Genomic DNA, 26450 nt, shown 5'->3' on the forward strand with positions numbered 1-26450 from the left:
CCTAACTCCTCAACGCCTCATTTTCAGGATCAAAAGGCGAATCTGCAATGATCGTCGCTTTATGGCGGGAGCCCAAAATCGCAATTTCAAACTCTGCACCCTCAATTGCCAAATCCGGCCGGATCATCGCCAGTGCAAGCGACTTGCCGACGCGCCAGCCATAGCCGCCAGAGGTTGCCCGCCCGACAATCTCGTCGCCAAGATAAATGACTTCAGACCCGCGCGCATCGGCATCGGTCACCCCATGCACTTCCATGGTCACCAATTTATTTGCAAAGCCCTCATCCTTCCAGGCGAGCAAGGCGTCCCGGCCATGGAATGTCGGCTTTTTGAGACTGATGAAGCGGTCCAATCCGCTTTCATAGGCGGAATATTCCACAGACAATTCGCGCGGGATCAGCTTGTAACTTTTTTCCAAAGCCATTGCTGTCATCGCCCGGATTCCAAACGGCTTTATGTCAAATTCGGCACCAGCCTCCATCAACCGGTCGAATATGTAATTCTGCATCTCGATCGGATGATGAATTTCCCAGCCAAGCTCACCTATGAAGTTGACACGGAGGGCATCGACCTGCGCCAGACCAATGCTGATCTTCTTCCCGGTCAGCCAGGGGAACGCTGCGCTAGACAGATCGGTATCGGTCAGCTTTTCAAGAACGTCGCGCGAACGCGGGCCGGCAAGGACAAGTACGCCCATCGCTGTTGTCAGCCGCTCAAAGCTGACAGAGCCATCACGCGGCATGGCCTTTTTCAGATAGTCATGATCGTGCCGTTCAAAAGCGCCTGCCGAGACCAGATAATAACGCTGCGGCGCCATTTTATAGACGGTGAACTCGCTCCGGACGCCGCCCTTGCTTGTCAGCAGATAGGATAGCGTAACGCGCCCGACCTTTTGCGGCACGGCATTAGTCAGGAGTTCGTTAAGCCAGGCTTCCGCACCGGGCCCGGATATCTCGCATTTGGCAAATGCGCTCATATCCTGAAGGCCGACCTTTTCATGAACATGGCGGCATTCATTGCCCACATGCTCAAAATAATTTGAACGCCGGAAGGACCATTTTTCCCGGATGGGTTCGCCCTCCACCACGGGGTGATTGTCGTTCAACAGCACATCGGGCTTGTCGAGGTCTGCCTCGCTCAGCGCATAGCCTTCAGGCGCAAACCAATTGGGCCGTTCCCAACCAAACACACTACCAAATACCGCACCCAATGCTTTCATGCGATCATAGCAAGGCGTGCGTCGCAGCGCCCGTCCGGCCTCGCGCTCCTCGTCCGGATAATGGACGGTGAAAACCTTGGCATAGGCTTCCTCATTCTTTTCGATCAAGAAGCCCCGCCCTGCATAATCACCGAAGCGGCGCGGATCGACACCCATCATGTCGATGGTCGGTTCGCCATCCACGATCCAGTGGGCCAACTGCCATCCGGCACCGCCGGCAGCGGTTACCCCGAAGCTATGCCCTTCGTTCAGCCAGAAATTCTTGAGGCCCCATGCCGGGCCGACAATCGGCGAACCGTCGGGCGTATAGGCAATCGCCCCATTATAGACCTTCTTGATCCCTACCTCGCCAAAGGCCGGGACGCGTTTCATCGCTGCCAAGACATAGGGCTCAAGCCGTTCGAGGGCATCGGGGAACAGCTCATATTCGCTGTTCGCGGCCGGGCCATCAACATAGCAGGCTGGCGCGCCGACCTCATAGGGACCAAGCAGCAAACCCCCCGCTTCCTCACGCATATAGTAACTGGCGTCGGATTCGCGCAGCACGCCCATTTCGGGAAGGCCCCGACGCTTGCGCTCCATGATCGCCGGGTGCTGTTCGGTGACGATATATTGATGCTCTACCGGGATCACGGGAATATCAAGGCCAACCATCGCGCCGGTCTGTCGGGCAAAATTTCCCGAGCAGGAAATGACATGTTCGCAAAGAACGTCGCCCTGATCAGTCGAAACCAGCCATTCTCCGTTCGGCTGCTGGGTGATCGCGGTAACGGTGGTGTTTCGGTAAATTGTCGCGCCGCGCTGACGGGCCCCTTTTGCCAAGGCCTGTGTCAGATCAGCAGGCTGGATATAACCATCATCGGGATGCTGGATCGCGCCGATCACGCCGTCCATATCGGCGAGCGGCCAGATTTCCTTGACCTGTTCAGGGCTCAGAAAATTGACGTTCACGCCGATGGTCTGCGCCACGCCGGCATAATAATGATATTCATCCAAACGATCGCGGGTGGTTGCCAACCTTATGTTGGTTACCTGGGAAAACCCGGCATGCAGGCCTGTCTCAGCCTCAAGACTGGGATAAAGGCCCACCGAATATTGATGCAGCTTGCCGACCGAATAACTGAGGTTGAACAGCGGCAAAAGGCCTGCCGCATGCCATGTCGATCCGGATGTAAGCTCCTTGCGTTCGAGCAGGATGACATCATCCCAACCCATTTTGGCAAGATGATACAAAGTGCTTACCCCGACGACACCGCCGCCGATGACCACTGCCCGGGCCGTTGTTTTCATAATTTTCGTCCGTCCATTTGTTGGGGGCGCTATGTCAGGCACAAGGGTCAGCAATCAATCCCAATGCACCCGGGATCGGGATTGTATTTCAAAGTCTAATATTATTCATTAGCGATCAGCGTCATTGGGACTGGTCCGCCATCGGAACGGCAATTGCGGTCGGATGGTCAAACCGGCGCGGCATCAAGCGCCGCCCCTGATCGAGCCGCAAAAGCAAATTGAATATTTGGAAATGGTGCCCCTGGCCCGACTCGAACGGGCACATCTTTCGATACTCGATTTTGAGTCGAGCGCGTCTACCAATTCCACCACAGGGGCAGCAGCGGTGCCATTAGCGAAGGCTTGCGGCGGATGCAACGCATAACCGCCGCCCTGTCAAAAGCCAGGGCGACGTCCCGGTTCATCCCAGTTCGCGGGCCAGGGTTTTCTGCGTCGCCTTGCCAAAGGGCGGCTTGAGACCCGCCAAACCCGCAACGTCGATCTTCGGCTGGGTATAGACAGAGCGTGCATGGCTGAAGGTCTTGAAACCTTCCGGTCCATGATAGCTGCCCATGCCCGAAGGACCAATGCCACCAAAAGGCAGATCGTCGACCGAGACGTGGAAGATCACGTCATTGATGGTGACTCCGCCCGAAATGGTGCGGGTCAGCACCCGCTCGCGCTCGGCCGTATCCTCGCCGAAATAATAAAGCCCGAGCGGACGATCCTTGCGGTTGATATAGTCAATCGCCTCATCAATCCCGCGATAGGTCTTGACCGGCAGAACCGGACCGAAAATCTCGTCCTGCATCACCTTCATGTCATCATCGACATTGCGCAAAATGGTGAGCGGCATTTTGTGCCCGTTTGACGAAGAGAAATCTTCATTGCCCGGATTGACCTCGATAGCCTCGGCACCCTTGGCTTTGGCATCGTCGATCAGACCCTGCAGGCGGCCATGGTGGCGCGCATTGACGACCGAGGTATAGTCGTCATTGTTCAAAAGCTTCGGATACATTTTGCCAACCGCACCGACGACTGCGCCGATCGCACGATCCTCCATATCCTCGGGTACCAGCATATAATCAGGTGCAAGGCAGATCTGCCCAGCATTCATCATCTTGCCCATCGCAATGCGCTCACCCGCACGTTCGATATTGGCGCTACGTCCCAAAATCGTGGGTGACTTGCCGCCCAGTTCGAGGGTCACCGGCACCAGGTTATCGGCCGCCGCATGCAGCACATGCTTGCCCACCGCAGTTGCACCCGTGAACAGCAGATGGTCAAACGGCAGCGAACAGAATTGCTGGCCCACATCGGGCCCGCCCGTGATCACCGCAAGCTCTTCCTCAGCGAAATATTTCGCGAAAACGGATTTCATCAGTTCAGAGGTATCCTCGGTGAACTCGCTGGGCTTCACCATCACGCGGTTACCGGCGGCAAAGGCCTGCGCCATCGGTCCGATCGTCAAACCGACGGGGAAATTCCATGGCGAAACGACACCAATCACGCCTTTGGGTTCGTAGCGCAATTCGGCTTTCGCGCCCAGAAGACCGAGTGGAAACAATGGCTTGCGCTTTTCGGCGCGCGCCCATTTGTCCATGTTTTTGAGGCAATATTTAACCGCACTGATCGACGGCACGATGTCAGTCATCATGCTCTGTTCGTGGCTGCGGTGGCCGAAATCCCGGCTCATGGCGCGGGCAAATTCCTCGCCATTGTCCTTGATCATCACAATCAGTCGCTTCAGCCGATCCTTGCGTACCGACATGGACTCAGGGCGCGCCGCCTCAAATGCCGCGCGCTGATTGTCCAATATCGCTTTCATATCCGTCGCCATGACACATTCTCCTCCAATTAATCGGACAGTTAAGCACTCGGCACGCAGATGCAAGCTGCCATAACCGATGGGTCTGGCGGAAAGTGGCATTTGTCTTTGCCGCACTGCGGGATTATGGCGACTCCTATATCTCCCATTTCAAGGAAGCCAGCTCGTGACCAACACCGATCCCGTCGTCATCCTGTCTTATGCACGCACCCCGATGGGCGGCATGCAAGGCGCGCTCGCCGACGTTGCCGCGACTGACCTTGGGGCGACAGCGGTAAAGGCTGCAGTGGAGCGTGCCGGTATTTCGGGCGACGATATCGAACGCATCTATATGGGCTGCGTGCTTCCCGCAGGTCTCGGCCAGGCCCCTGCCCGTCAGGCAGCTATCAAGGCGGGGCTTCCTAAGTCAGTGCAGGCCACCACGGTCAACAAGGTCTGCGGCAGCGGCATGCAGACGGTTATCATGGGCGCAGAAGCGATCGCTGCGGGTTCAGTCGATTATGTGGTTGCAGGTGGCATGGAGAGCATGACCAACGCGCCCTATATCCTCAAAAAACATCGCAGCGGCGCGCGCATCGGGCATGATACCGCCTATGATCATATGTTCCTCGACGGGCTGGAGGATGCCTATGAACCCGGCCGCGCCATGGGCACCTTTGCTCAGGAAACCGCCAACGAATATCAACTGACCCGAGAAGATCAGGACGCCTATTCGATCGAATCGCTCCGCCGCGCACAGGCGGCCATTGCCTCTGGCGCATTCAAGGATGAAATTGTGCCGGTCACGGTAGTCAGCCGCGCAGGGGAGGCGGTAGTCGATACCGACGAGCAGCCCGGTAAAGGCCGTCCTGACAAGATCCCGACACTGAAGCCCGCCTTTGCCAAGGATGGCACGATCACCGCAGCGACCAGTTCTTCGATTTCAGATGGTGCGGCCGCATTGGTCCTGACGCGCGCATCGACTGCAGAAGCCAAGGGGCAGAAAGCGGTTGCGCGGATCGTCGCCTCGGCGGCCCATGCGCAGGAACCGGCAGCCTTCACCACTGCACCGGTTGGGGCGATCACCAAATGCCTCGCCAAGGCGGGATGGAGCATCGACGATGTCGATCTGTTCGAGGTGAACGAAGCCTTTGCCTGTGTCGCCATGTTCTCGATGCGTGATCTTGGCATCGCGCATGACAAGATCAACGTCCATGGCGGCGCAACCGCACTCGGCCATCCGATCGGCGCGTCGGGTGCGCGGATCATCACGACACTGATCGGCGCGCTGAAAACAAACGGCAAAAAGCGCGGTGTGGCATCGCTCTGCATCGGTGGCGGCGAAGCGACAGCGATCGCTTTAGAGATTATCGACTGAACGCGGTCGATAGGGATCCGCACATGAACATCGTCTTCGTCCTGTTCGACAATGTCACCCAACTCGATTTTGCGGGCCCGGTGCAGTTTCTTTCGCGCCTGCCGGGTGCGACGACCCATGTCGTTTCCAAAGATGGCACATCGGTTTCGACCGATTGCCGCTTTGCCATAGTCCCGTCGTCAAGCTTCGCCGATTGTCCGCAAGCGGACATCATCTGCGTGCCCGGCGGCTTTGGGGTGCGCGAGGCGATTGCCGATGCGGAGATCGTCGATTTCGTCCGGACGCAGGCAAAAGCTGCACAATGGATCACCAGCGTCTGCACTGGCAGCTTTATTCTCGGAGCTGCAGGTCTTTTGCAAGGCAAGCGCGCAACAACGCACTGGGCCTATACACAACTCCTTCCTCTCTATGGCGCGACGCACGAAGCAGCGCGCGTTGTGCGCGACGGCAATCTGGTCACTGCCGGCGGCGTGACATCAGGCATCGATTTCGCGCTGGAATTGATGGCGTTGGCACAAGGCGAAGACGTTGCGCGCACGATTCAATTGGCACTCGAATATGATCCGGCACCGCCCTTTGCCGGCGGCACACCAGCAACGGCCCCCGCACCCTTGGTGAGTGGCCTTCGCGATCGGCTTTATGATCCGGCGGCTCAGGAAATGGGCGACGCAATCCGGCAAAGCCTTATTGTTTAACCGATCGCTTAAATTCTTGCTGGACTTGCCCTGAAGAAATAATAATCTCCGCCATCAAAGGAGTGGGGAAATGTTCAAGAAAGTAGGAATCGTCGCGATTGCGGCGCTGGCGCTCGCGGGCTGTAAGCTTGCACAGGATAATCCGGGGGCACAGGACCCCAATCTGGCGAAGATCGACGGCGAATTTCTGAAGACCGGCGGAGATGGCGACGATTGGGCCTCGCCGGCATTCAATTATGCCGAAACCCGCCATAGCCCCCTCACCCAGATCAACGACAAGAATGTGGGGGAGCTTGGCATCGCATGGTATGCTGATCTGCCCGACGCACGCGGCCATGAATCGACCCCTGTTGAGGTTGGCGGCAATCTTTACGTGACCGGCCCCTGGTCGAAAGTTTTTGCCTTTGAGGCCAAGACCGGCAAGCCCTTGTGGCAATTCGATCCCGGCGTTGACAAGGCGCGCGGGGTCAAGGCCTGTTGCGACGTCGTTAACCGCGGTGTCGCCTTCTGGAAGGGCCGCGTTTATGTCGGCACGATTGATGGCCGGCTGATCGCGCTTGATGCCAAGACCGGCAAGGAATTGTGGAGCGCGCAGACGCTCGATCCCAAATCGAACGGCATCATCACCGGCTTCCCCCGTGTTGTGAAAGACCTTGTTATCATCGGCAATGGCGGCGCCGAATTCGGCAAGCGTGGCTATGTGACGGCCTATCATGCCGATAGCGGCAAGCAGGCATGGCGCTTCTACACCGTTCCCAACCCCAAGGGCGAACCCGACGGCGCGGCCAGCGACAAGGTGATGAAGGAACTTGCCTATGATACATGGAGCAAGAAACCGAAAAAGGGCGACTGGCGTGAAAGCGGCGGCGGCGGCACGGTTTGGGACGCGATCGTCTATGACGCTGAACTCGACCAGCTCTATCTTGGCGTCGGCAACGGCAATCCCTGGAACCATGGGCTGCGTTCGAATGGCGAGGGCGACAATCTCTTCCTTTCGTCAATCGTCGCACTGAAACCCGAGACCGGCGAATATCTGTGGCATTATCAAGAAACACCCGCCGAAACCTGGGATTATACCGCAACCCAGCCGATCCTGCTCGCCACTGAAAAGCGTGACGGCAAGGATGTGAAGGTGCTGTACCACGCTCCCAAGAACGGCTTTTTCTTCACGATTGATCGCAGCAACGGCAAATTGCTCTCGGCCAATCCCTTCATCAAGGGTTTGAACTGGGCCACCGGCTACGACATGGCGACCGGCCGCCCGATCGAAAACCCGGCGGCGCGTTTCTACAAAGACGGCAAGATGTTCCTTGCCAATCCGTCGGCATTGGGTGCGCATAACTGGCATCCGATGAGCTTCAACCCGGCAACCGGCCTAGTTTATATTCCCGCCATGCAGTTGGGCGGTGCATTTGTCCCGCAGGCGGCACCGAATGAGCAGGAACGCAAGTCTATGGGCTTCAACACCGGTACCGCGATGGCGGCCGCAGATGTGCCCGATGACCTCAACATGGTGAAAGCCATTCAGGCAGCTACTTTCGGTCAACTTGTCGCTTTCGATCCGAAAAGCGGTACGACCAAATGGTCGGTGGACTATCCAGCCCCCTGGAACGGCGGCACGATGTCGACCGCAGGCAATCTGGTGTTCCAGGGCGACTCGGTAGGCCGCTTCCATGCCTATGCAGCGGATAGCGGCAAGTCGCTTTACAGCCTCGACGTCCAATCGGGCGTGCTGACCGGAGCATCGACATTCCTTGTCGATGGCGAGCAATATGTTGCCTTCATGACCAGCAAGGGCGGCGCCTTTCCTCTGGTGTCCGGCTATGTCGCCGGCGCAAGCCAGGAAGTGCCCAACATCCCGCGGCTGATCGTTCTGAAACTGGGCGGCAAGGGCGCGCTGCCCGCGCTACCACCCGCTGAAAAATGGGTATGGAACCCGCCCGCGATGATCGGCGATGCCGCCACAATCGCTGCCGGCCAGTCCAATTACCAGCGTTACTGCCTGGTTTGCCATGCTCCGGGCGCTGTGGGTTCCGGCGTCTTGCCCGACCTGCGCAAATCAGGAACAATCGCAGATGCCGCGACCTTCAAGTCGATCGTCTATGACGGCATCCTTGCCCAAAATGGCATGGCCAGTTTCAAGCCAGTTATGACGCCGGCGGAAATTGAAACCATCCGGGCCTATCTGATTGGCCGCGCGCATTTTGCCAAGGCGAATGACGACAAGTATCGCGCTGCCCGTAAATAACAGCAATTGCCCCTCTCCTTCACCGGGGAGGGGCAACGATCTGCCCGATTCTCCACCAATTGCCTAAATAATAGGCAGCAGCAGCTTCGGTTGTACCGCCACGGCTCACGGAAAACCCCGTCTTTACCAATTGGCACGCTCCTTGCGAGGGATAGCCCATCATCCGCGCGCGCGGAGCACGTCCTGCACGCGCCAATTTGGGGAAAGCCATGAAGAAGATCGAAGCGATCATCAAACCGTTCAAGCTCGACGAGGTGAAGGAAGCACTGCATGAAGTAGGCGTTTCCGGCATCACAGTCACAGAAGCGAAGGGCTTTGGCCGCCAGAAGGGTCATACAGAGCTCTATCGCGGCGCAGAATATGTCGTCGACTTCCTGCCCAAGGTGAAGCTGGAAGTGGTTGTTGACGACGCGCTTGCAGACCGCGTGGTCGAGGCAATCGCCGCCGCTGCCCAGACCGGCCGCATCGGCGACGGCAAGATTTTCGTGATCCCTGTCGAAACCGCCCTGCGTATCCGCACCGGCGAACGAGACAGCGACGCAGTTTAACATTCGCCCTAAGGCTGCGCGCGTCGCTTCGGCAAGCTCAGAACTACGGCAATCAATCAAAATCAGTTTAGAGGAAAGAAGGAAGTTACCATGGCCAGCGCCAAAGATATTCTGAAACAGATCAAGGACAATGATATCGAGTGGGTGGACCTGCGTTTCACCGACCCCAAGGGCAAGTGGCAGCACCTCACCATGTGCGCCGGCGTGCTTGGCGAAGATGAACTCGAAGACGGCCTGATGTTTGACGGCTCGTCGATCGAGGGCTGGAAGGCGATCAATGAATCGGACATGATCCTGCGTCCCGATCTCGACGCAGTTTGGATGGATCCGTTCAGCGCAACGCCGATGATGATCATCTGCTGCGACATCGTCGAACCTTCATCAGGTGAGCTTTATGCACGCGACCCGCGCAGCACCGCGAAGCGCGCTGAATCCTATCTGAAGTCGACCGGTATCGGCGACACCGTTTATGTTGGTCCCGAAGCCGAATTCTTCATGTTCGACGACGTGACCTTCTATGATGGCTATGATGGCTCGGGCTTCCGCATCGATGATATCGAACTGCCGACCAACACCGGCCGCAGCTATGACGGCGGCAACCTTGCCCACCGTCCGCGCGCCAAGGGCGGCTATTTCCCCGTCGCACCCGTCGACAGCGCCGTCGACATCCGCGGCGAAATGGTCTCGACCATGCTCGAAATGGGTCTGCCCTGCGACAAGCACCACCATGAGGTGGCTGCCGCGCAGCATGAACTCGGCCTCACCTTCGGCACGCTGGTGCAGACTGCAGACCGCATGCAGATCTACAAATATGTCGTGCATCAGGTTGCCCATGCCTATGGCAAGACCGCAACCTTCATGCCGAAGCCGATCAAGGCGGACAATGGTAGCGGCATGCATACCCACATCTCGATCTGGGAAAAGGGCAAGCCGCTCTTCGCTGGTAATGGCTATGCCGGCCTTTCGGACATGTGCCTTTACTTCATCGGCGGCGTGATCAAGCACGCAAAGGCATTGAATGCCTTCACCAACCCGACCACCAACAGCTACAAGCGTCTGGTCCCGGGCTTTGAAGCGCCGGTGTTGCTCGCTTATTCGAGCCGCAACCGTTCGGCTTCGTGCCGCATCCCTTATGGTACTGGCGACAAGGCAAAGCGCGTGGAATTCCGTTTCCCCGATGCGCTGGCCAACCCCTATCTGTGCTATTCGGCGCTGCTGATGGCCGGCCTCGACGGTATCCGTAACAAGATCCACCCCGGCGACGCGATGGACAAGAACCTTTACGACCTGCCGGCGAAGGAACTGAAGAAGGTTCCGACCGTTTGCGGCAGCCTGCGTGAGGCGCTGGAAAGCCTGCAGAAGGATCATGCCTTCCTGCTTGAAGGCGATGTCTTCACCAAGGATCAGATCGAAGCCTATATCGATCTGAAATGGGACGAAGTGACCCGTTGGGAAACCACCCCTTCGCCGGTCGAGTTCGACATGTATTATTCGGGCTAATCGCCCCGAAAAAATCCAAGGGAAAGCCCGGAGGGAAACCTCCGGGCTTTTTTTGTTTAACTGCATGATTGAAACGCAGGTTGACCTCGGCTTAAAAAGTCCCAAATCAAAACCCAAGCGCGGGTCGCATCCGACTCGCCGGCATCCTGAGGAGAGAGATGATGGACAGCTATCTGAAGCATTATATCAACGGCAAATGGGTCGACAGCATCGGTGGCGCGCGTCATCTGGTAATCAGCCCTTCAACCGAGGAGCCCTGCACCGAAATCACGCTGGGCACCCAAGCCGATGTCGATTCCGCCGTTACCGCGGCACGTGAAGCGTTCAAGACATTCAGCCAGACCAGCCGTGAGGAACGGGTCGCGCTGATGAACCGCATCATCGAAGAGTATAAAAAGCGCATTCCCGATTTTGCCAAGTCGATGGCCGCCGAAATGGGCGCGCCGCTCAGCTTTGCAACGATGGCGCAGGCCCCTGCCGGCCTTGGCGGCTTCCTGGGTACGCTGCCTGCGCTCCAGAATTTCTCGTTCAGCGAACAGCATGGCCCCAACACCGTGGTTTATGAACCGATCGGCGTCGTCGGCCTGATCACGCCTTGGAACTGGCCGCTGAACCAGATCGCGCTGAAAGTTGCACCTTGCATCGCTGCAGGCAACACCATGATATTGAAGCCTTCCGAGGAATGCCCCGGCAACGCCGCAATCTTTGCCGAAGTGATGGATGCAGCCGGCGTGCCGGCGGGCGTGTTCAACTTGGTGCAGGGCGATGGCCCGACCGTCGGTGCTGCAATTTCGGCGCACCCCGGGGTCGACATGGTCAGCTTCACCGGTTCAACCCGCGCAGGCATCCTTGTCGCCAAAGCGGCGGCCGATACCGTGAAGCGCGTGCATCAGGAGTTGGGCGGCAAGTCGCCCAACGTCGTATTGCCCGATGCGAAATTCGAAGAAGTGCTGCCGCCAACCGTACAAGGCGTCCTCATCAACAGCGGCCAGAGCTGCATCGCACCGACCCGCATCCTTGTTCCCAAGGAACGCGAGGCAGAGGCTGCCCAGTTCGTTACCGCAATGTTTGAAGGCACAAAGGTCGGCGATCCGCTTCAGGAAGGCGCGCATATCGGCCCGGTGGTCAACAAGGCGCAATATGAAAAGATCCAGGGTCTGATCCAGTCGGCTATCGACGAAGGTGCGAAGCTGGAAACCGGTGGCACTGATCGTCCGGCGGATCTGAATCGCGGCTATTATATCAAGCCGACCGTCTTCTCCGGCGTCACGCCCGACATGCGCATCGCCAAAGAAGAAGTCTTTGGCCCGGTCGCAACGATCATGGCCTATGACGATCTTGATCAGGCAATCGCGGTTGCCAACGACACCGAATATGGTCTGTCTGCTGTGATTTCCGGCGATCCGGCCAAGGCCGCGGCTGTTGCGCCGAAATTGCGTGCCGGCATGGTCGCGATCAACAATTGGGGTCCGGCACCCGGCGCGCCTTTTGGCGGCTACAAGCAGTCGGGCAACGGCCGCGAAGCCGGCCTGTTCGGCCTGAAGGACTTCATGGAAATCAAGGCGATCAGCGGGTTGCCTGCGTGAGCCTTGGCTTGACGAAGAAAATGCGCCAGTCCCTCGCCCTTACAGGTGCGGGACTGGCGCTCGCCTTTGCCAACCCTGCCTTTGCTCAATTGAGCAAGGCGGAAGCCAAGATGGCTGCGACCGTTGATAGCGAATATGAACGCTCGGTCGCGCTGCTCGAACGGATGGTGAACCAGAATTCGGGCACATTGAATTTTGACGGCGTACGCAAGATCGCCGATATGATGCGCGCAGAACTCGAACCCATGGGCTTCACCGTCGAATGGATCGACATGAGCGCCGCGCAACGTTCGGGGCATCTGGTCGCGAAAAAGAACGGGAAAAAGGGCACCAAGCGGCTTCTCCTGATCGCGCATCTCGATACAGTGTTCGAACCCGACAGCCCGTTCCAGACCTTTGTCCGCAAGAAAGATGGCAAATCCGATCTGGCAGAGGGGCCCGGCGCGGGCGACGACAAGGGCGGGATGACGGTAATCGTCGCAGCGCTTCGTGCGATGCAGGCGGCTGGCACGCTCAAGGACGCCAATATCGAAATCCATATGACCGGTGACGAGGAAGATGCAGGCGATCCGATCGAGGTCACCCGCGCGCCATTAATTGCTGCAGGCAAGCGCGCCGATGTTGCCCTCGATTTTGAAGGACTGGTTCAGGATCAGGGTCGTGACATGGGCTCTATCGCCCGCCGTTCGTCGAACAGTTGGAAGTTGGAAGTGAGCGGTGCGACAGGCCACAGCTCACTAATATTCAGCCCGACCTATGGCGATGGCGCAGCATTCGAACTTTCGCGTATCCTCCACCGCTTCCGAACCGAATTGCCCGAAACCAATCTGACCTTCAACGTCGGCCTGATCGCTGCCGGGCAAGAAGCTGGGGTCGATGCAGGTGGCATTCGCGCTACGGCTGCGGGCAAGACCAACATCATTCCCGGTATCGCGCTGGCTCGTGGCGATTTCCGTACCTTGTCAGAGGAACAGACTGCGCGGGTGAAGGCCAAAATGCTCGCCATTGTTGCGGACAATGCGCCCAAGACCAAAGCGACGATCAGTTTCGATCAGGGCGGCTATCCGGCCATGGCGCCCACAGACGGCAACCGGGCGTTGCTCGACCGACTGAACTCAGTCAACCGCGATATGGGGCTTGCCGAAATGCCAGCACTTGATCCGTTGAAACGCGGCGCGGGTGATATCAGCTTTGTCGCAGGCGATGTTGACGGGCTGGCCGGCCTTGGCACCTACAGCTTTGGTGATCATGCGCCGGGGGAGACCGTCGATCTGGACAGCATCCGTCGTCAGGCAAAGCGTGCAGCCATTTTGATGTCGCGGCTTGCGCGGGAAAAGGCGGATTAAGCCGTTTTCCCGCCGCGGATCGACGAGCCTACAAGCCGAATGATCAAACCGCGTAAATTGGGATAATTCGCCTTCGCATAATTGCTGCCATCGCCAAACTTCGCAGCGAGTTGGCGGTGCACCTCCGGCAAGGAATGATAGGGTACGCTCGGCACAAGATGGTGCAGGGCATGATAACGCAGGCCCACGGGCGCCCAGAATTCCGCTATCGGGCCGGGCGGCGGCACATTGACGCTATCCAGATATTGCTCGGTTACGCTCAACACATCTCCGTTATTTTCCCAGAGATGCGCAACCAGGGTGCGCAGCTGGTTCAAGGCAAACGCCGCCGAGACGACGCCGAGATAAATCAGGAAAGCCTTCAGCGCGATCCAACCCATCGCAACGCCCGCAATCAGCCCGATCGACCAAAGGCTGGCACCCGTTTCCATTATGATCCAGTCGCGCCGGAACTGGCCCGTCGGCAAAGGCCGGCGATAGCTTGGGTTGATTGCCAGCGTTGAAAAACGGGCGACCGTTTCGCGCCTTATCCATGGTGAAATGACCGAAAGCGGGGAGAAGATTGCAAATCGCAGCAAAAACCCGACAGAACCAAAAAGCGCGATCGCCAAGAACAACACCAGCATATAAGGCTTCATCAGCGCCAATGGCAGATATTCAGGGTCCCTCGCCGTGCCATAGCGCATCTTTGAATGATGCTGATTGTGCGTATCTTCATAGACAAAGGACGGGATCATCATCGGGATGCCGACCAGCACGTTCCACGCCCAGCGGAACCCGGGCACATGGTCGCGCTTCATATGGGTGATTTCATGGATAAAGCTCGCGCTGCGGTACAGCAGCACGATTGCAACGGTCGCCCCAATCAACTGCACCGCGAGGGACATTCCGGTGATCGCCAAGTACAAACCGGCATAACCAAGCACAGCGGATGCAAGCAAATCCGGCCAATAGATGCCGGGCTTGGCTTTGCTGAATTCACGTGTGAGAGCGGCTGCCTCTCGAATCAGATCGGCATCCTCAAAAGCTGTCGCTCTTATTATCGTCTGCTGTTCCATATCATGCCATATAGTCGCGCAACGCGCCAAGGTCACGCCAAAGAAAGACGAAGTTTTCGATTTGACTGATCTGACAGGCCGGAATTTCGGTATCTAGTCAGAAAGCTTGGCGTAGCTGTTCGATCATCCGATGCGGCGCGGGCGGCTCTGTGGCATCGCTGCCGACATGCGAACTGATCCGTTGAACGCGATAATAAAGGTCTTCGCTGGCCAAGATCAGCGAGCGGGCAACCTCCGGCATCCGGTCAACCATCCAGCCGTCGGTCGCCGGCGCATAGCCAAGCTCGTCGAGCCCGCGCAGAACATCCGTCGGATGGATTTCGCCGGCACTAATCGCCTTCTGATTCAGCAGCCAGGCAATGACGTGCATCAGCCGCGTCGTTACTTTCAGGGACTCACATGAAAATGCGACCGCCACGTCAGCAGGGGTGATTGCGCGTGCATGATCGCTATCAAAATATGACCGCGCCTCGTCGGCCAGAAGCATCGCTTCTGTGTAAAGGCCATCAATAAGCTTTGGCGTCATTTGATAGTGCGGCGTGGGCATAAGGAGGCCATGCCAAAAACAGGTGACCGTTGTCAGCAAGATTTACCATTTTTCCACCGAAAATCATGAATTGTTCCATAACGGAACGTTAACCAAGTGCCAAAATAAGATACTGAAATCTATTAAGATTTAGGCGATGATATCAGGGATTAACTGGTCTTCCAACGCAATGATCCGGTCTTTCAAGGCCAGCTTGCGGCGTTTCAGCCGGGCAATCTGCAACTGATCAGCAACCGGATTTGCCTGAAGCGCCATGATCGCATCGTCGAGGTCGCGATGTTCGATTTTCAACGTTTCAATATGCTGCCTGATGCCCTCGTCGTTCATTATGTCCCAATCGAACCGACCCAATTTGTGCGCTTATGATATCCGGCCTCGCCCGCTGTCGCCAGAACGAAAATCGCATGGATCAAAATGGTGCCTTTTTCGCAAGACAGGCTCTGGGAAACATGATTTACTTTCCTCCTTGGCTCGTTGGAGTCGAACAAGGTCGACTCTCCGGGCGCCAAGCCAGAAGGAGATAGCGGTGAGCAATAATCATTTGTCGGCCCTGCGCTCGAAGCATGCAGACTTGGAAGCGCAGATAGAAATCGAAGAAACCCGGCCCTATCCCGACGAAGATCTCATCCACCGGCTTAAAAAACAGAAACTGGCGCTGAAAGACACGATCGCGCAGGAATTGGCAGAAGCCTGAATACTAGTGCCATAATATTTTTGCAGCTGTGCGAGAGGGTATCGCCTGTCTTGTTGCTGCATGCTAACCAGTGGTGATGGAAACCGCTGCACAAGCTGCTCGCAACATTTTGACCGGCCTGCATGAGGTGATGGCTTCGGGCAACCATGCCCAAGCCAAACTGAACCATGTCGTCAATATTATCGGCGAAGCGCTGACCAGTGAGGTCTGCTCAATCTATCTGCTGCGCGACGGGGTGCTGGAGCTCTTTGCCACACGCGGGCTGAACCAGTCTGCCGTCCATGTCACCAAACTGGCCTTTGGTGAAGGGCTGGTTGGTACGATTGCGGAAAATGTCGAAACGCTGAACCTTGATGAGGCAGCGGCGCACCCTGCGTTCCGCTACATGCAAGAGACGGGGGAGGAACGGTTTCACAGTTTCGCCGGCGTTCCGATCGTGCGCTCCGAACAGGCCGTCGGCGTTCTTGCTGTCCAGCATGCCGAACCGCGTCGTTATGCCGAGGTGGAAATCGAGGCACTGCAGACGACTGCCATGGTGTTGGCAGAACTGATCGCCAATGCCGGCCTGATCGACGAACATCAGACTGCTGGCAGCGCGCAGACCGGCACCGTGATCCTCAACGGATTGCCGCTGGTTACAGGCATGGCGGCGGGCGTGGCGATTTTCCACCAGCCACATGTGCGGATCGCACATACCGTTGCCGAGGATATTGAGGCGGAGCGCGCGCGAGTCTATTCCGCATTTGACCGGATGCGCGAACAGATTGACCGCATGGCAAGTCAGGCCGAATTTGGCAGCGGCGGCGAGCATGACGAGATTATCGCGACCTACAAGATGTTCGCCTATGATGAAGGCTGGTCACGCCGGATCAATGAAGCCATCGACAGCGGCCTCACTGCCGAAGCTGCGATCGAGCGGGTGCAGCAACGCACCCGCATGCGGATGCGGCAAATTGACGACCCGCTGCTTGCCGATCGAATGCATGATCTAGAAGATCTGTCGAACCGGTTGCTGCGCATCGTATCCGGTCAGATGAGCACCGCGGCGCAACTGGGCCTCAAACAGGACTCAATCCTTGTTGCCCGCAATCTGGGGCCGGCCGAACTGCTCGAATATGACAAACGCCGCCTGCGCGGAGTGATACTTGAGGAAGGCTCGCTTACGGCCCATGTGACGATCGTGGCGCGCGCCATGGGCGTACCCGCGCTGGGCCGGGTTGGTGGCGTCAGACAGTCAATTGTCGAAGGCGACATGCTGCTGCTGAACGTCGACGAGAAAAGCGTGATCGTCCGGCCGGGAGACGCCGCAAAGGATGCCTTTTCCGCATCGCTGACCGAACGGCAGAAAAAACGGGCACGCTATGCCGCACTGCGCGATGAACCCGCCGTCACCCGCGATGGCAAGCAGGTCACGCTGATGATCAACGCCGGGCTGCGCGACGATGTTTCTGCAGTGGCGCTGACGGGTGCCGACGGGATCGGATTGTTCCGCACCGAATTCCAGTTCCTCATTTCCGCGACACTGCCGCAACGTGAGCGCCAGCAACGCTTTTATCGGGATGTGCTGGACGCGGCAGGCGGCAAGCCTGTTATCTTCCGTACAATTGATGTGGGCGGCGACAAGGCATTGCCCTATCTGAAGCATGCGTCCGAGGAAGAAGAGAATCCAGCAATGGGTTGGCGCGCACTCCGGCTCGCGCTCGATCAGGAAGGCTTGATGAAGGCCCAAGCGCGCGCACTTCTTGAAGCATCGGCCGGACGGCAACTCAACGTCATGTTCCCGATGGTGTCCGAACCATGGGAGTTTGATACGGCAAAGGCGGTATTCGAAGCCCAGCTGCGTTATCTGGCAGGGCGTAAGAAACAATTGCCATCACGCATTCGCTATGGCGCGATGCTTGAAGTCCCGGCTTTGGCGGAAACGCTCGACATATTGCTGCCGCGGCTCGATTTCCTCTCGATCGGAACCAATGATTTAACGCAGTTCCTTTTTGCGGCAGATCGCGCAGACCCGAGGCTTGCCGAACGCTATGACTGGCTCAGCCCGGCAATCTTGCGCTTCATCCGCCGCGTCGCGACCGCCTGCCGCGAAGCCGGCGTCGACCTTTCGGTATGCGGCGAAATGGGCGGACGCACGTTGGAGGCGCTGGCACTGATCGGGATCGGGATCGAAAAACTGTCGATCACGCCCGCCGCTGTTGGCGCCGTGAAAGCAATGGTCCGTTCGCTCGATCAGGGTGCAGCCGCTGCCAAGATGGATGCCCTTCTCTCCGCCCCGCCGCACAGCATCCGACAGGAGCTTTCATCCTGGGCCGACGAACAGGGCATTGAGATTTCGTAAAATCCTTCACACCGTGGCGCGTTTCAAGGATTTGACGTTGACTTTCATTAAGGTGCCGCCATTGTCCCTGCATCGCCCGGCAGAGGCACTATAACGGGTCAATGGAGAGCGCTGTGGTTGACGAACGCGCAGACGAAGAAATGGATGCGCAGGCTAACGAAGACAGCGCAACCGACAACCAAACAGCCAGCCAACGTCTGCGTGCAGCGCGTGAGGCGGCTGGGCTTTCACTTGCCGATGTTGCCGCCAAAACCCGCGTCCCGATGCGCCATCTGGAGGCGATCGAAGAGGGCGAATTCGCTACATTGCCCGGCGCGACCTATATTCTCGGCTTTTCCCGTTCCTACGCCCGCGCTGTCGGGTTGGATGCAGCCGAACTGACCGACCAATTGCGCGAAGAGCTAGCCGAAGGTGGGCTCCAGCCCATGTCGGCCCGGCAGCCGGCTTATGAGCCCACCGATCCCGCGCGTGTACCATCCTTCACGCTGGCATGGGGCGCAGCTGCTCTCGCCGCTGTCTTGCTCGCCGCCTATTTCATTTGGCGCAGCTTCGCGCTTTCGCCCGACGCAGAGCCTAAGCCGACCAAGCCGGTTGCAGAAGCGCCAATTACCGCGAACAAAGGCGCGGCGGCACCTGCGGCCGCTCCTGCTGCGACCAATGGCACAGTGAAAATCACCGCAACCGATAGCGTATGGGTGAAGATCTACGATGCTGACAATGTGCAGCTCTATGAAAATGAAATGCAGCGAGGCGACAGCTTCACCGTTCCCGGCGATGCTAATAATCCGATGATCGTTACCGGTCGACCGCAGGTCCTGAAGGTGACGATTGACGGGAAGCCGGTTCCCCCACTGGGCACAGGCGAACGGTCGATTGCCGATGTCGGCGTAAGCGCCGCTGCCTTAGCTGCGCGCCCTGCGCCAGCGGCGAGCGCCAGCCCAGCCGGATCCGTTGCACGCGAAGGTGGTGCGCCGGCGCAGTAAAGCATCCGCTGGTACCCAATCCACAAGATTTTACAGCGATTTGCTCCAATTGGGAGCGAAAGGCTTTATTCGCCATATCGCGTGGGCTATACGATCCTAGGGCCAGCCCAATCCAAATTTACATTGAATCAGGCTGTTATGACGGAGACCGCCATGAAATCGGGATATTTGATCACTGCCGCGCTGTTTGCCACGGCCGCCACGCCGATTCAGGCGCAGGAAGCAAATATCGAAGGGCGTGTGGTCAAACTTGAGAAAGAAATGAAGTCCGTCCAGCGCCGGGTGTTTCCCGATGGCGCGGGACGCTTCATCGAACCCGATATCCGCACCGAAGCAGCCAAGCCGGCACCGGTAGGCACTCCTTCTTCGACGGCGGTGAGCGATCTGATCGCGCGGGTCGACGCGCTGGAAACGCAATTGGCGACCCTTACCGGGCAGGTGGAAACACAGGCCGCCAGCATGCGTGCGATGGACAGCCGCCTCAAAGCGATTGAGGCGCAGTTAAAGGAAGCGGCAGCAACCGCTGCTGTTGCAGCGGCACCTGCCCCCGAAGTAACACCGAAAGAAGTGGCTCCGAAGGTTGCAGTTGCCGCGCCAAAGCCTGCTACGCCAGCTACGAAACCTGCTGCACCCGCCGCGAAACCTGCCGCGGCCACAAAGGCACCTGTGGTTGCCAAGCCTTCGGCTGCGCGCACCGCCGCCGTTGCAGCCATCGAACGGCCCAAGTCCAATGACGCGTTTGAGGACAGCTATTCCTACGGCTACCGCCTGTGGGAAGCGAAGTTCTACCCCGAAGCGCAAGTGCAGTTGCAGGATACCGTCAGCAAGTTTCCCAAACATGCGCGTAGCAGCTATGCCCGCAACCTTCTGGGTCGCGCATGGCTGGACGATGGCAAGCCCGCGACAGCGGTGAAGATCTTTTACGACAATTACAAAAATGATCCGCGCGGCGACCGGGCGCCCGACAGCCTCTATTTTCTGGGTGATGCGCTAACCGAACTGGGCAAGGCGGCAGAGGCGTGCGAGGCATTTGCCCAGCTCACCAGCGCCTATCCTGCCGACTCGGCTGGACGGCTGGCAAACCGGCTTGTCGAAGGTCGCAAAAAGGCCAAGTGCAAATAGCTGATGGTCAAGTAGCGGCGGTCTGATTATGGCCGCCCCGATGGCGCGATCAAATGCAGAGATTGAGGCCGGCTTTGCGGCCAACCTGCACCGGCTTACCGGCATTGAAACCGGGGGGGCGGAACAGCCGCGCTTGGGGCTTGCCGTATCGGGCGGCCCAGATAGCCTCGCGCTGCTATTGATTGCCCACACACAATTTCCCGGCACCTTCCGCGTCGCGACCATCGATCATCGCTTAAGGCCCGAAGCCGCTGAAGAAGCAGCCTATGTCGCGCGGATTTGCGCAGAGCGCGGTGTCGACCATGCCATTCTGTCACCTGAACAGCCAATCACCGGCAATCTGCAATCAGCGGCGCGTGACGTGCGCTATGCCTTGCTCGCGCAATGGGCAGACGACAATGGCCTCGACTGGATCGCAACCGCGCATCATGCCGACGATCAACTGGAAACGCTTTTGATGCGGATAGCCCGGGGCAGCGGCATTGCCGGATTGTCCGGAGTTCGCGAGACAAATGGCCGGATCATCAGACCGCTGCTCGGCTTTACCAAGAAAGAGTTGGTGGCATATTGCGCGGCACATGGGGTGGTGCCGTGCGATGATCCTAGCAATAGCAACACCGATTTTGACCGTGTGCAGTTCCGCAACTGGCTGGCGTCCGCGCCTTCCACGCTCGATGCCCGCCGGACGGCACGCACCGTTGCCGCGCTGTCGGGCGCGCATATGGCACTCGAATGGGCAGCCGCGCAGATCGCGAACGACCGCCTCGTGCGTCCAGGCGATGGCAAAGTGCGCCTTGATCCCCAAGGACTGCCGCCTGAGTTTGTCCGCCGTCTGCTGATCCTTGCGTTGCAGGCTGTTGACCCGGCAATCGATCCGCGCGGATCGACAACTGACAGGGCGTTGGCTGCGCTTGCCGCGGGTGAGACATTGACCATCGGCAACATCCTGTGCCGCGGCGGCCCAATCTGGCATTTTCAACCCGCGCCGGAACGCCGACAAAATCATTAGAGAAATCGGAATTTTCGCTGCTTGGCCGAAAACCCTTATATTGCCATTCACCTTTTGCGCCCTACATTGGGACATAACCGATTTTTGATAACGGACTAGATGCATGAACGACGAACAAGAACCCAAAGGCAATCCACTTGTCCGCAATCTGATGATCTGGGCGGGCATCATGGTGGCCCTGCTGCTGGTTGTTTCGATCTTCAGCGGCGGCGGCGCAGATGCGTCCAAAGGGCTCAGCTATTCCAACTTCCGCGACAAAGTTGAAGCGGGCGAAGTGAAGTCCGTGGCGATTTCACCCGACCGCATCACTGGTGAACTGGCCAATGGCGAACAGATCGTCACCGTGCCCGTTCCCGGCGACACCGATCTTTACAAGCTGCTCGACGAAAATGGCGTCGATGTGCAGGGCAAGCCCGAAGAACAGCCCAGCCTCTGGCTGATCCTGCTCTATCAGGCCCTGCCCTTCCTGCTCATTCTTGGCATTGCTTTTTTCGTGCTGCGCCAGATGCAGAAGGGCGGCGGTTCGGGCGCGATGGGTTTTGGAAAATCCAAGGCCAAGCTGTTGACCGAAAAGCATGGCAAGGTGACGTTTGACGATGTCGCCGGCATCGACGAAGCCCGCGAAGAATTGCAGGAAATCGTCGAATTCTTGAAGGATCCGCACAAGTTCAGCCGTCTGGGCGGCAAGATACCGAAGGGCGCGCTGCTGGTCGGCTCGCCCGGCACCGGCAAGACTCTGCTGGCGCGTGCAATTGCAGGCGAAGCGGGCGTTCCCTTCTTCACCATTTCAGGTTCAGACTTTGTCGAAATGTTTGTTGGCGTCGGCGCAAGCCGCGTGCGCGACATGTTCGAACAGGCCAAGAAAAACGCGCCGTGCATCGTCTTCATCGACGAAATCGATGCGGTCGGCCGCAGCCGCGGTGCGGGACTTGGCAACCAGAATGACGAACGCGAACAGACGCTGAACCAGCTGCTGGTCGAAATGGACGGTTTCGAGGCGAATGAAGGTATCATCATCATCGCTGCGACAAACCGCCCGGACGTTCTTGACCCGGCTTTGTTGCGCCCGGGCCGTTTTGACCGCCAGGTCGTCGTGCCGCGCCCCGACATCGATGGCCGCGTCAAGATCCTGGCAGTCCACATGAAAAAGGTACCATTGGCGCCCGACGTCGATCCGCGCGTGATCGCGCGCGGCACTCCCGGCTTTTCGGGTGCTGATCTTGCCAATCTGGTGAACGAGGCTGCTCTGCTTGCGGCCCGCCGTTCGAAACGTCTCGTTGCGATGCAGGAATTTGAAGACGCCAAAGACAAGGTGATGATGGGCACCGAGCGCAAGTCGATGGTGATGACCGAAGACGAAAAGCGCATGACCGCCTTTCATGAGGCAGGCCATGCCATCGTTGCCATTCATGAACCGGCATCGGACCCGATCCACAAGGCCACCATCATTCCGCGCGGCCGCGCACTGGGCATGGTGATGCGCCTGCCCGAACGCGATAATTACAGCTATCACCGCGACAAGATGCACGCCAACCTTGCTGTCAGCATGGGCGGCCGCGTCGCCGAGGAACTGGTGTTCGGCCACGACAAGGTGAGCAGCGGCGCATCGGGCGATATCCAATATGCGACCAGCCTTGCCCGCGACATGGTGACGCAATGGGGCATGTCGGACGAGCTTGGCCCGCTGCAATATGAAGAGCGGCAGGACGGCTATCTGGGCTATGGTATGCGCCAGGCGACGGCAATGTCCGATGAAACCGCAAAGAAGATCGATGCGGAAATCCGCAGGCTGGTCGAAGGCGGCTATAACAAGGCAACTGCGCTGCTGAAAAAACATCGCAAGCAGCTCAACCTGCTGGCCGAAGCGCTGCTCGAATTCGAAACACTGTCGGGCGATGAGATCAAGCAACTGCTCGAGACCGGTTCGTTCCAGCGCGATACCAGCAAGACGATGCGGCCCGCAGCCGTCCCGGTCGTCGGCACCGCTATTCCCAAGGCCGGGCGTGGCAAGCGCGGCGGAATTGGCGATCCCAACCCGCAGGGCGCCTGATTTCCAAAGCTCCCCTCGCAGCATTGCTCGAGGGGAGCTTTTCTTTTTCCTCTTTACCGTTGCGATGCCGCGCTACTGCACTATCCTGCAGCCATGCCGATCTATTGCGATGAATCAGGCGGCGTCGGGCGCGGCGTGATGACCCTGGCAGCGGTCGATATCGATGCCGACAGGGCAGAGGCGCTGACCGCGCGGTTTCGCACCGTCACCGGTTTCCATGGCGAGGTGAAGGGCAGCCGGATCGATCTCGCCGAACGCGCCCTGTTGTTCGAGATGATACAGGACAGCAAGGCGCGCATCCTTGTCGGCATCGCCATATCCGCAATGGTTCCCGACGGGGACGGCGACCGTGGCGATCATGATGCCAGCGTCTATGCTGCATTACTCGAAGATGTTGTCGCCGCGATGCTTTCCGGCGCAGGTGATTGCCCGAATGTGGTGGTTGATGACGGACGCTATGGCCCGATCACGCTTGGCGCCATCCGGGAGGATATTGCTGCTCTGGTCGGCCCGTGCGGCACCGCACAACTTGACCTTAGCCACAGGCTGGCCGGCCTCCAGATCGCAGACGTCGTGGCCAACACATTTTTCAATCGGGCGCTGGTGAACGAACGGCAGGGGCCGATGGCAGCGATTGCTGCCCCGCTTCTGGAAAATGGCCAGATCAGGATGCGGGTGCTCGGCGGCAAAACCGCCGATGCAATTACCTAACGGTCGTAATCGCGGGCAACGCCGGCGCTGCGCGCAGGTGCGGCAGCGGTCAGGCGCAACGCCTCAGCCGACTTGGCGAGCGAGCCGATGTCATCAACCTCTTCGTCCTCGTCGACCTGCACCTTCTGCAACGACTGGATCAAACCTTCCTTGAGATGATCGGGACGAACCGTTTCTTCGGCAATTTCACGCAGTGCGACGACCGGATTCTTGTCGCGATCGCGATCGATTGTCAGTTCCGCACCGCCGGAAATTTCGCGCGCACGCTCAGCCGAGAGCAATACGAGATCGAACCGGTTGGGAACCTTGTCGATGCAATCTTCAACGGTAACGCGTGCCATGCTGGCTCCTGAATCACAAAAATGCCGGAAAAGAGCGGCGCTGATAGGCCTTGGGTGCCGGATTGTCAACGAAAAGCGCCTGTATTGCGCAGCGTCCTGTTCGTTCCTACCTTCGCTCTATGGCCATAATAGACAGCATGGCGGAATTTCCGGGCAACAGGTTCGAAGTGGGCGGGCACAGCCTGCACCTTGTGCATGATCCGGCCGACCGTCTGGGCGCACTGTTGCGTCTGATCGAAAGCGCGCAGCGATCGATCCGCATGTTCAGCTATATGTTCTGCGCGGACCAATCCGGCGACGACGTGCTGGCCGCACTGTCCGCAGCGGCGGGCCGCGGCGTGCGGGTGCAACTTATCATCGACAGTTTCGGGTCAGGCGATACCACGCATGCCTATTTCGATCCGCTGGTTGCGGCCGGCGGGCACTACCATTGCTTCGGCTCGCGCTGGGGCCTGGGCTATCTGGTGCGAAACCATCAGAAAATCCTGATCGCTGATGAAGAACATGCGCTTGTCGGCGGCTTCAACATTTCGGACCATTATTTCGACCGCAAGGGGGATGAAAGTTGGGAGGATCTGGGCGTCATCGTTAGCGGCCCCGAGGTCAGCCACCTCGTCCAATATTATGACGCACTGGACCGTATCTCCGAAGGCGGACGCGTCAAATTTCGCGCGATGCGAAGGGTGATTCGTGATTGGAAGCCGGGCGACGGGCCGGTGCAATGGCTGCTGGGCGGGCCGACGAACCGGATCTCACCTCTGGGGCTAGTCCTCAAACGCGCGCTTGAAACGGCGAAACGGATCGACATTGTCGCCGCCTATTTCTCGCCATCACAGACCATCTTGCGCCGGATCGCGCGCGTCACAAGGCGCGATAAGGGCTCGCGGCTGATCATGGCGGGAAAGACCGACAATGGCGCCACAATCGGTGCAGCGCGATCGCTGTATCGTTATCTTTTGCGGCGAAAGGCCCGGATTTATGAATTCCAGCCGCGTCCGCTCCACATGAAACTCCTTGTCATGGACGACTATGTTTATATCGGTTCGGCCAATCTGGATGTGCGCAGCCTGTTCATCAATATGGAGATTATGGTGCGCGTCCATGATGAAAGTTTCGCCAACCATATGAAGGCACTGATCGATCGCCTGGCCGAACAATCGATTGAACAGACGCGCGAAGTGCTGCGGGAACGCGATAATTGGTGGACGCGGTTCAAATCCGGCGTCGCTTATTTTCTGGTCAATTCGGTGGATTACAGCCTCGGCCGACGGATCAAGTTCGGCCTAATCAAGAACGACTGATCAGCTTTTCCATCCCCAGAAGAGATGGCAAGGCAGGATGTTCCAAAATTCGAAGCCGGCGTCGATGCGCTTGAAATGCGGCGCCATATATTCGCGGGCGCGGGCGCGGAACTGATAGACCAGAAAGGCTCCGCCCGGGCGAATGGCCTTTGCCGTCTCGCTTGCAATGCGGGGACCAAGGTCGCCCGGCAGCGTTGAAAAGGGCAGGCCGGACAAAATATAATCGGCATGTTCGAAACCGAATTCGCGCATGATCGCATTCACATCTGCTGCCGAACCATGGACCGCAACAAAACGGCTGTCGCAAAAATGCTGGCGCAGAAATTCGATGAAATCAGGATTGGTATCAATCACCAGCAGCGTGGCATCCTTGCGCATCCTGTCGAGCACGGGCTGGCAAAATGTGCCGATGCCCGGCCCATATTCGACAAACAACCGGCACTCATCCCATTTTACCGGGGCAAGCATCTTTTCCACTGTCCAGCGTGAGGATGGAATGATCGATCCGACCATTATCGGGTGTTTCAGGAAGCCCCGGAAAAACACACCCCAAGGACCGAAAAAGCGCTTCACTGCGGCCTTGATGCGATCGATGCGGGCAGAAATCGCTACGGAACCCTCGGTCATCAACCTGCCTTATGAGAATAATACAGTGGAGGCAACCAGTCGCAAATGCGCCCCGGCAGTGCAAGCAGGT

General features: G+C 58.3%; 22 protein-coding genes and 1 tRNA gene. 15 read left to right on the forward strand and 8 right to left on the reverse strand.

Annotated elements, in window-relative coordinates; genetic code table 11:
* Position 1: 1 nt before the first annotated feature.
* From RSE16_14260 to RSE16_14270, 3 genes are all read right to left on the reverse strand, one after another.
* Positions 2–2509 (reverse strand): FAD-dependent oxidoreductase, encoded by a 2508-nt coding sequence (locus RSE16_14260; GenBank protein ID WRH75845.1) that lies wholly within the window; start codon positions 2507–2509, stop codon positions 2–4.
* A gap of 233 nt (positions 2510–2742) precedes the next feature.
* Positions 2743–2827 (reverse strand) — tRNA-Leu (locus tag RSE16_14265).
* A gap of 82 nt (positions 2828–2909) precedes the next feature.
* The gene (locus tag RSE16_14270; GenBank protein WRH75846.1) at positions 2910–4328 is read right to left on the reverse strand and encodes a coniferyl aldehyde dehydrogenase; all 1419 of its coding nucleotides are present in this window, start codon (positions 4326–4328) and stop codon (positions 2910–2912) included.
* A gap of 154 nt (positions 4329–4482) precedes the next feature.
* Here RSE16_14270 and RSE16_14275 point away from each other — a divergent pair, with 154 nt between their 5' ends.
* The 7 genes from RSE16_14275 (at position 4483) to RSE16_14305 (ending at position 13596) form a co-directional block, all read left to right on the forward strand.
* Positions 4483–5673, forward strand: a complete 1191-nt coding sequence (locus tag RSE16_14275) for an acetyl-CoA C-acyltransferase (GenBank protein WRH75847.1) — start codon at positions 4483–4485, stop codon at positions 5671–5673.
* Positions 5674–5696: 23 nt separating this feature from the next.
* A complete protein-coding gene (locus RSE16_14280) occupies positions 5697–6368 on the forward strand; it encodes a DJ-1/PfpI family protein (protein WRH75848.1) in 672 nt (223 codons plus the stop codon).
* Positions 6369–6438: 70 nt separating this feature from the next.
* On the forward strand, positions 6439–8616 hold the full coding sequence (locus RSE16_14285; GenBank protein ID WRH75849.1) for a PQQ-dependent dehydrogenase, methanol/ethanol family: 2178 nt from the start codon (positions 6439–6441) through the stop codon (positions 8614–8616).
* A gap of 209 nt (positions 8617–8825) precedes the next feature.
* Positions 8826–9164 (forward strand): P-II family nitrogen regulator, encoded by a 339-nt coding sequence (locus tag RSE16_14290; GenBank protein ID WRH75850.1) that lies wholly within the window; start codon positions 8826–8828, stop codon positions 9162–9164.
* Between the two features lie 90 nt (positions 9165–9254).
* Positions 9255–10664 (forward strand): type I glutamate--ammonia ligase, encoded by a 1410-nt coding sequence (gene glnA / locus RSE16_14295; GenBank protein WRH75851.1) that lies wholly within the window; start codon positions 9255–9257, stop codon positions 10662–10664.
* Between the two features lie 161 nt (positions 10665–10825).
* Positions 10826–12250 carry an aldehyde dehydrogenase family protein gene (locus RSE16_14300; protein ID WRH77374.1) on the forward strand — a complete coding sequence of 475 codons (1425 nt, stop codon included), beginning with the start codon at positions 10826–10828 and terminating at the stop codon, positions 12248–12250.
* Positions 12251–12270: 20 nt separating this feature from the next.
* Entirely contained in the window at positions 12271–13596 is a 1326-nt protein-coding gene (locus tag RSE16_14305) for a M20/M25/M40 family metallo-hydrolase (GenBank protein WRH77375.1), read from the forward strand.
* Here the strand turns inward: RSE16_14305 and RSE16_14310 are convergent.
* The 3 genes from RSE16_14310 to RSE16_14320 form a co-directional block, all read right to left on the reverse strand.
* Positions 13593–14654: a fatty acid desaturase gene (locus RSE16_14310; GenBank protein WRH75852.1), complete on the reverse strand. Its 1062-nt coding sequence runs from the start codon at positions 14652–14654 to the stop codon at positions 13593–13595. The genes RSE16_14305 and RSE16_14310 overlap by 4 nt on opposite strands.
* A gap of 97 nt (positions 14655–14751) precedes the next feature.
* Complete coding sequence (locus RSE16_14315) at positions 14752–15180, reverse strand: DUF1465 family protein (protein WRH75853.1); 429 nt, start codon at positions 15178–15180, stop codon at positions 14752–14754.
* A 150-nt stretch (positions 15181–15330) separates the two neighbouring features.
* A complete protein-coding gene (locus RSE16_14320) occupies positions 15331–15528 on the reverse strand; it encodes a DUF465 domain-containing protein (protein WRH75854.1) in 198 nt (65 codons plus the stop codon).
* 199 nt (positions 15529–15727) lie between these two features.
* On the opposite strand from RSE16_14320, the gene RSE16_14325 reads away from it, so the two are divergent.
* From RSE16_14325 to RSE16_14355, 7 genes are all read left to right on the forward strand, one after another.
* Positions 15728–15895 (forward strand): YdcH family protein, encoded by a 168-nt coding sequence (locus RSE16_14325; protein ID WRH75855.1) that lies wholly within the window; start codon positions 15728–15730, stop codon positions 15893–15895.
* Positions 15896–15971: 76 nt separating this feature from the next.
* Positions 15972–18236 (forward strand): phosphoenolpyruvate--protein phosphotransferase, encoded by a 2265-nt coding sequence (ptsP, locus tag RSE16_14330; GenBank protein ID WRH75856.1) that lies wholly within the window; start codon positions 15972–15974, stop codon positions 18234–18236.
* Between the two features lie 113 nt (positions 18237–18349).
* Entirely contained in the window at positions 18350–19219 is an 870-nt protein-coding gene (locus tag RSE16_14335; GenBank protein ID WRH75857.1) for a helix-turn-helix domain-containing protein, read from the forward strand.
* A gap of 153 nt (positions 19220–19372) precedes the next feature.
* Positions 19373–20341 carry a hypothetical protein gene (locus RSE16_14340; GenBank protein WRH75858.1) on the forward strand — a complete coding sequence of 323 codons (969 nt, stop codon included), beginning with the start codon at positions 19373–19375 and terminating at the stop codon, positions 20339–20341.
* A gap of 40 nt (positions 20342–20381) precedes the next feature.
* On the forward strand, positions 20382–21350 hold the full coding sequence (gene tilS / locus RSE16_14345) for a tRNA lysidine(34) synthetase TilS (GenBank protein ID WRH75859.1): 969 nt from the start codon (positions 20382–20384) through the stop codon (positions 21348–21350).
* Positions 21351–21453: 103 nt separating this feature from the next.
* Positions 21454–23400: an ATP-dependent zinc metalloprotease FtsH gene (ftsH, locus tag RSE16_14350; GenBank protein ID WRH75860.1), complete on the forward strand. Its 1947-nt coding sequence runs from the start codon at positions 21454–21456 to the stop codon at positions 23398–23400.
* Positions 23401–23493: 93 nt separating this feature from the next.
* A complete protein-coding gene (locus tag RSE16_14355) occupies positions 23494–24111 on the forward strand; it encodes a DUF3800 domain-containing protein (protein ID WRH75861.1) in 618 nt (205 codons plus the stop codon).
* On the opposite strand, the gene rpoZ is transcribed toward RSE16_14355, so the two are convergent.
* Positions 24108–24452, reverse strand: coding sequence for a DNA-directed RNA polymerase subunit omega (rpoZ, locus tag RSE16_14360; GenBank protein ID WRH75862.1), 345 nt, complete (start codon positions 24450–24452; stop codon positions 24108–24110). The genes RSE16_14355 and rpoZ overlap by 4 nt on opposite strands.
* Positions 24453–24589: 137 nt before the next feature.
* Here rpoZ and RSE16_14365 point away from each other — a divergent pair, with 137 nt between their 5' ends.
* Positions 24590–25753, forward strand: a complete 1164-nt coding sequence (locus RSE16_14365; GenBank protein ID WRH75863.1) for a phosphatidylserine/phosphatidylglycerophosphate/cardiolipin synthase family protein — start codon at positions 24590–24592, stop codon at positions 25751–25753.
* Here the strand turns inward: RSE16_14365 and RSE16_14370 are convergent, their stop codons facing one another.
* Positions 25754–26380 carry an NAD-binding protein gene (locus RSE16_14370; GenBank protein ID WRH75864.1) on the reverse strand — a complete coding sequence of 209 codons (627 nt, stop codon included), beginning with the start codon at positions 26378–26380 and terminating at the stop codon, positions 25754–25756.
* Positions 26381–26450: the final 70 nt, after the last annotated feature.

This window comes from Sphingobium sp. (genome assembly GCA_035196065.1).
Taxonomy (GTDB): Bacteria; Pseudomonadota; Alphaproteobacteria; order Sphingomonadales; family Sphingomonadaceae; genus Sphingorhabdus_B; species Sphingorhabdus_B rara.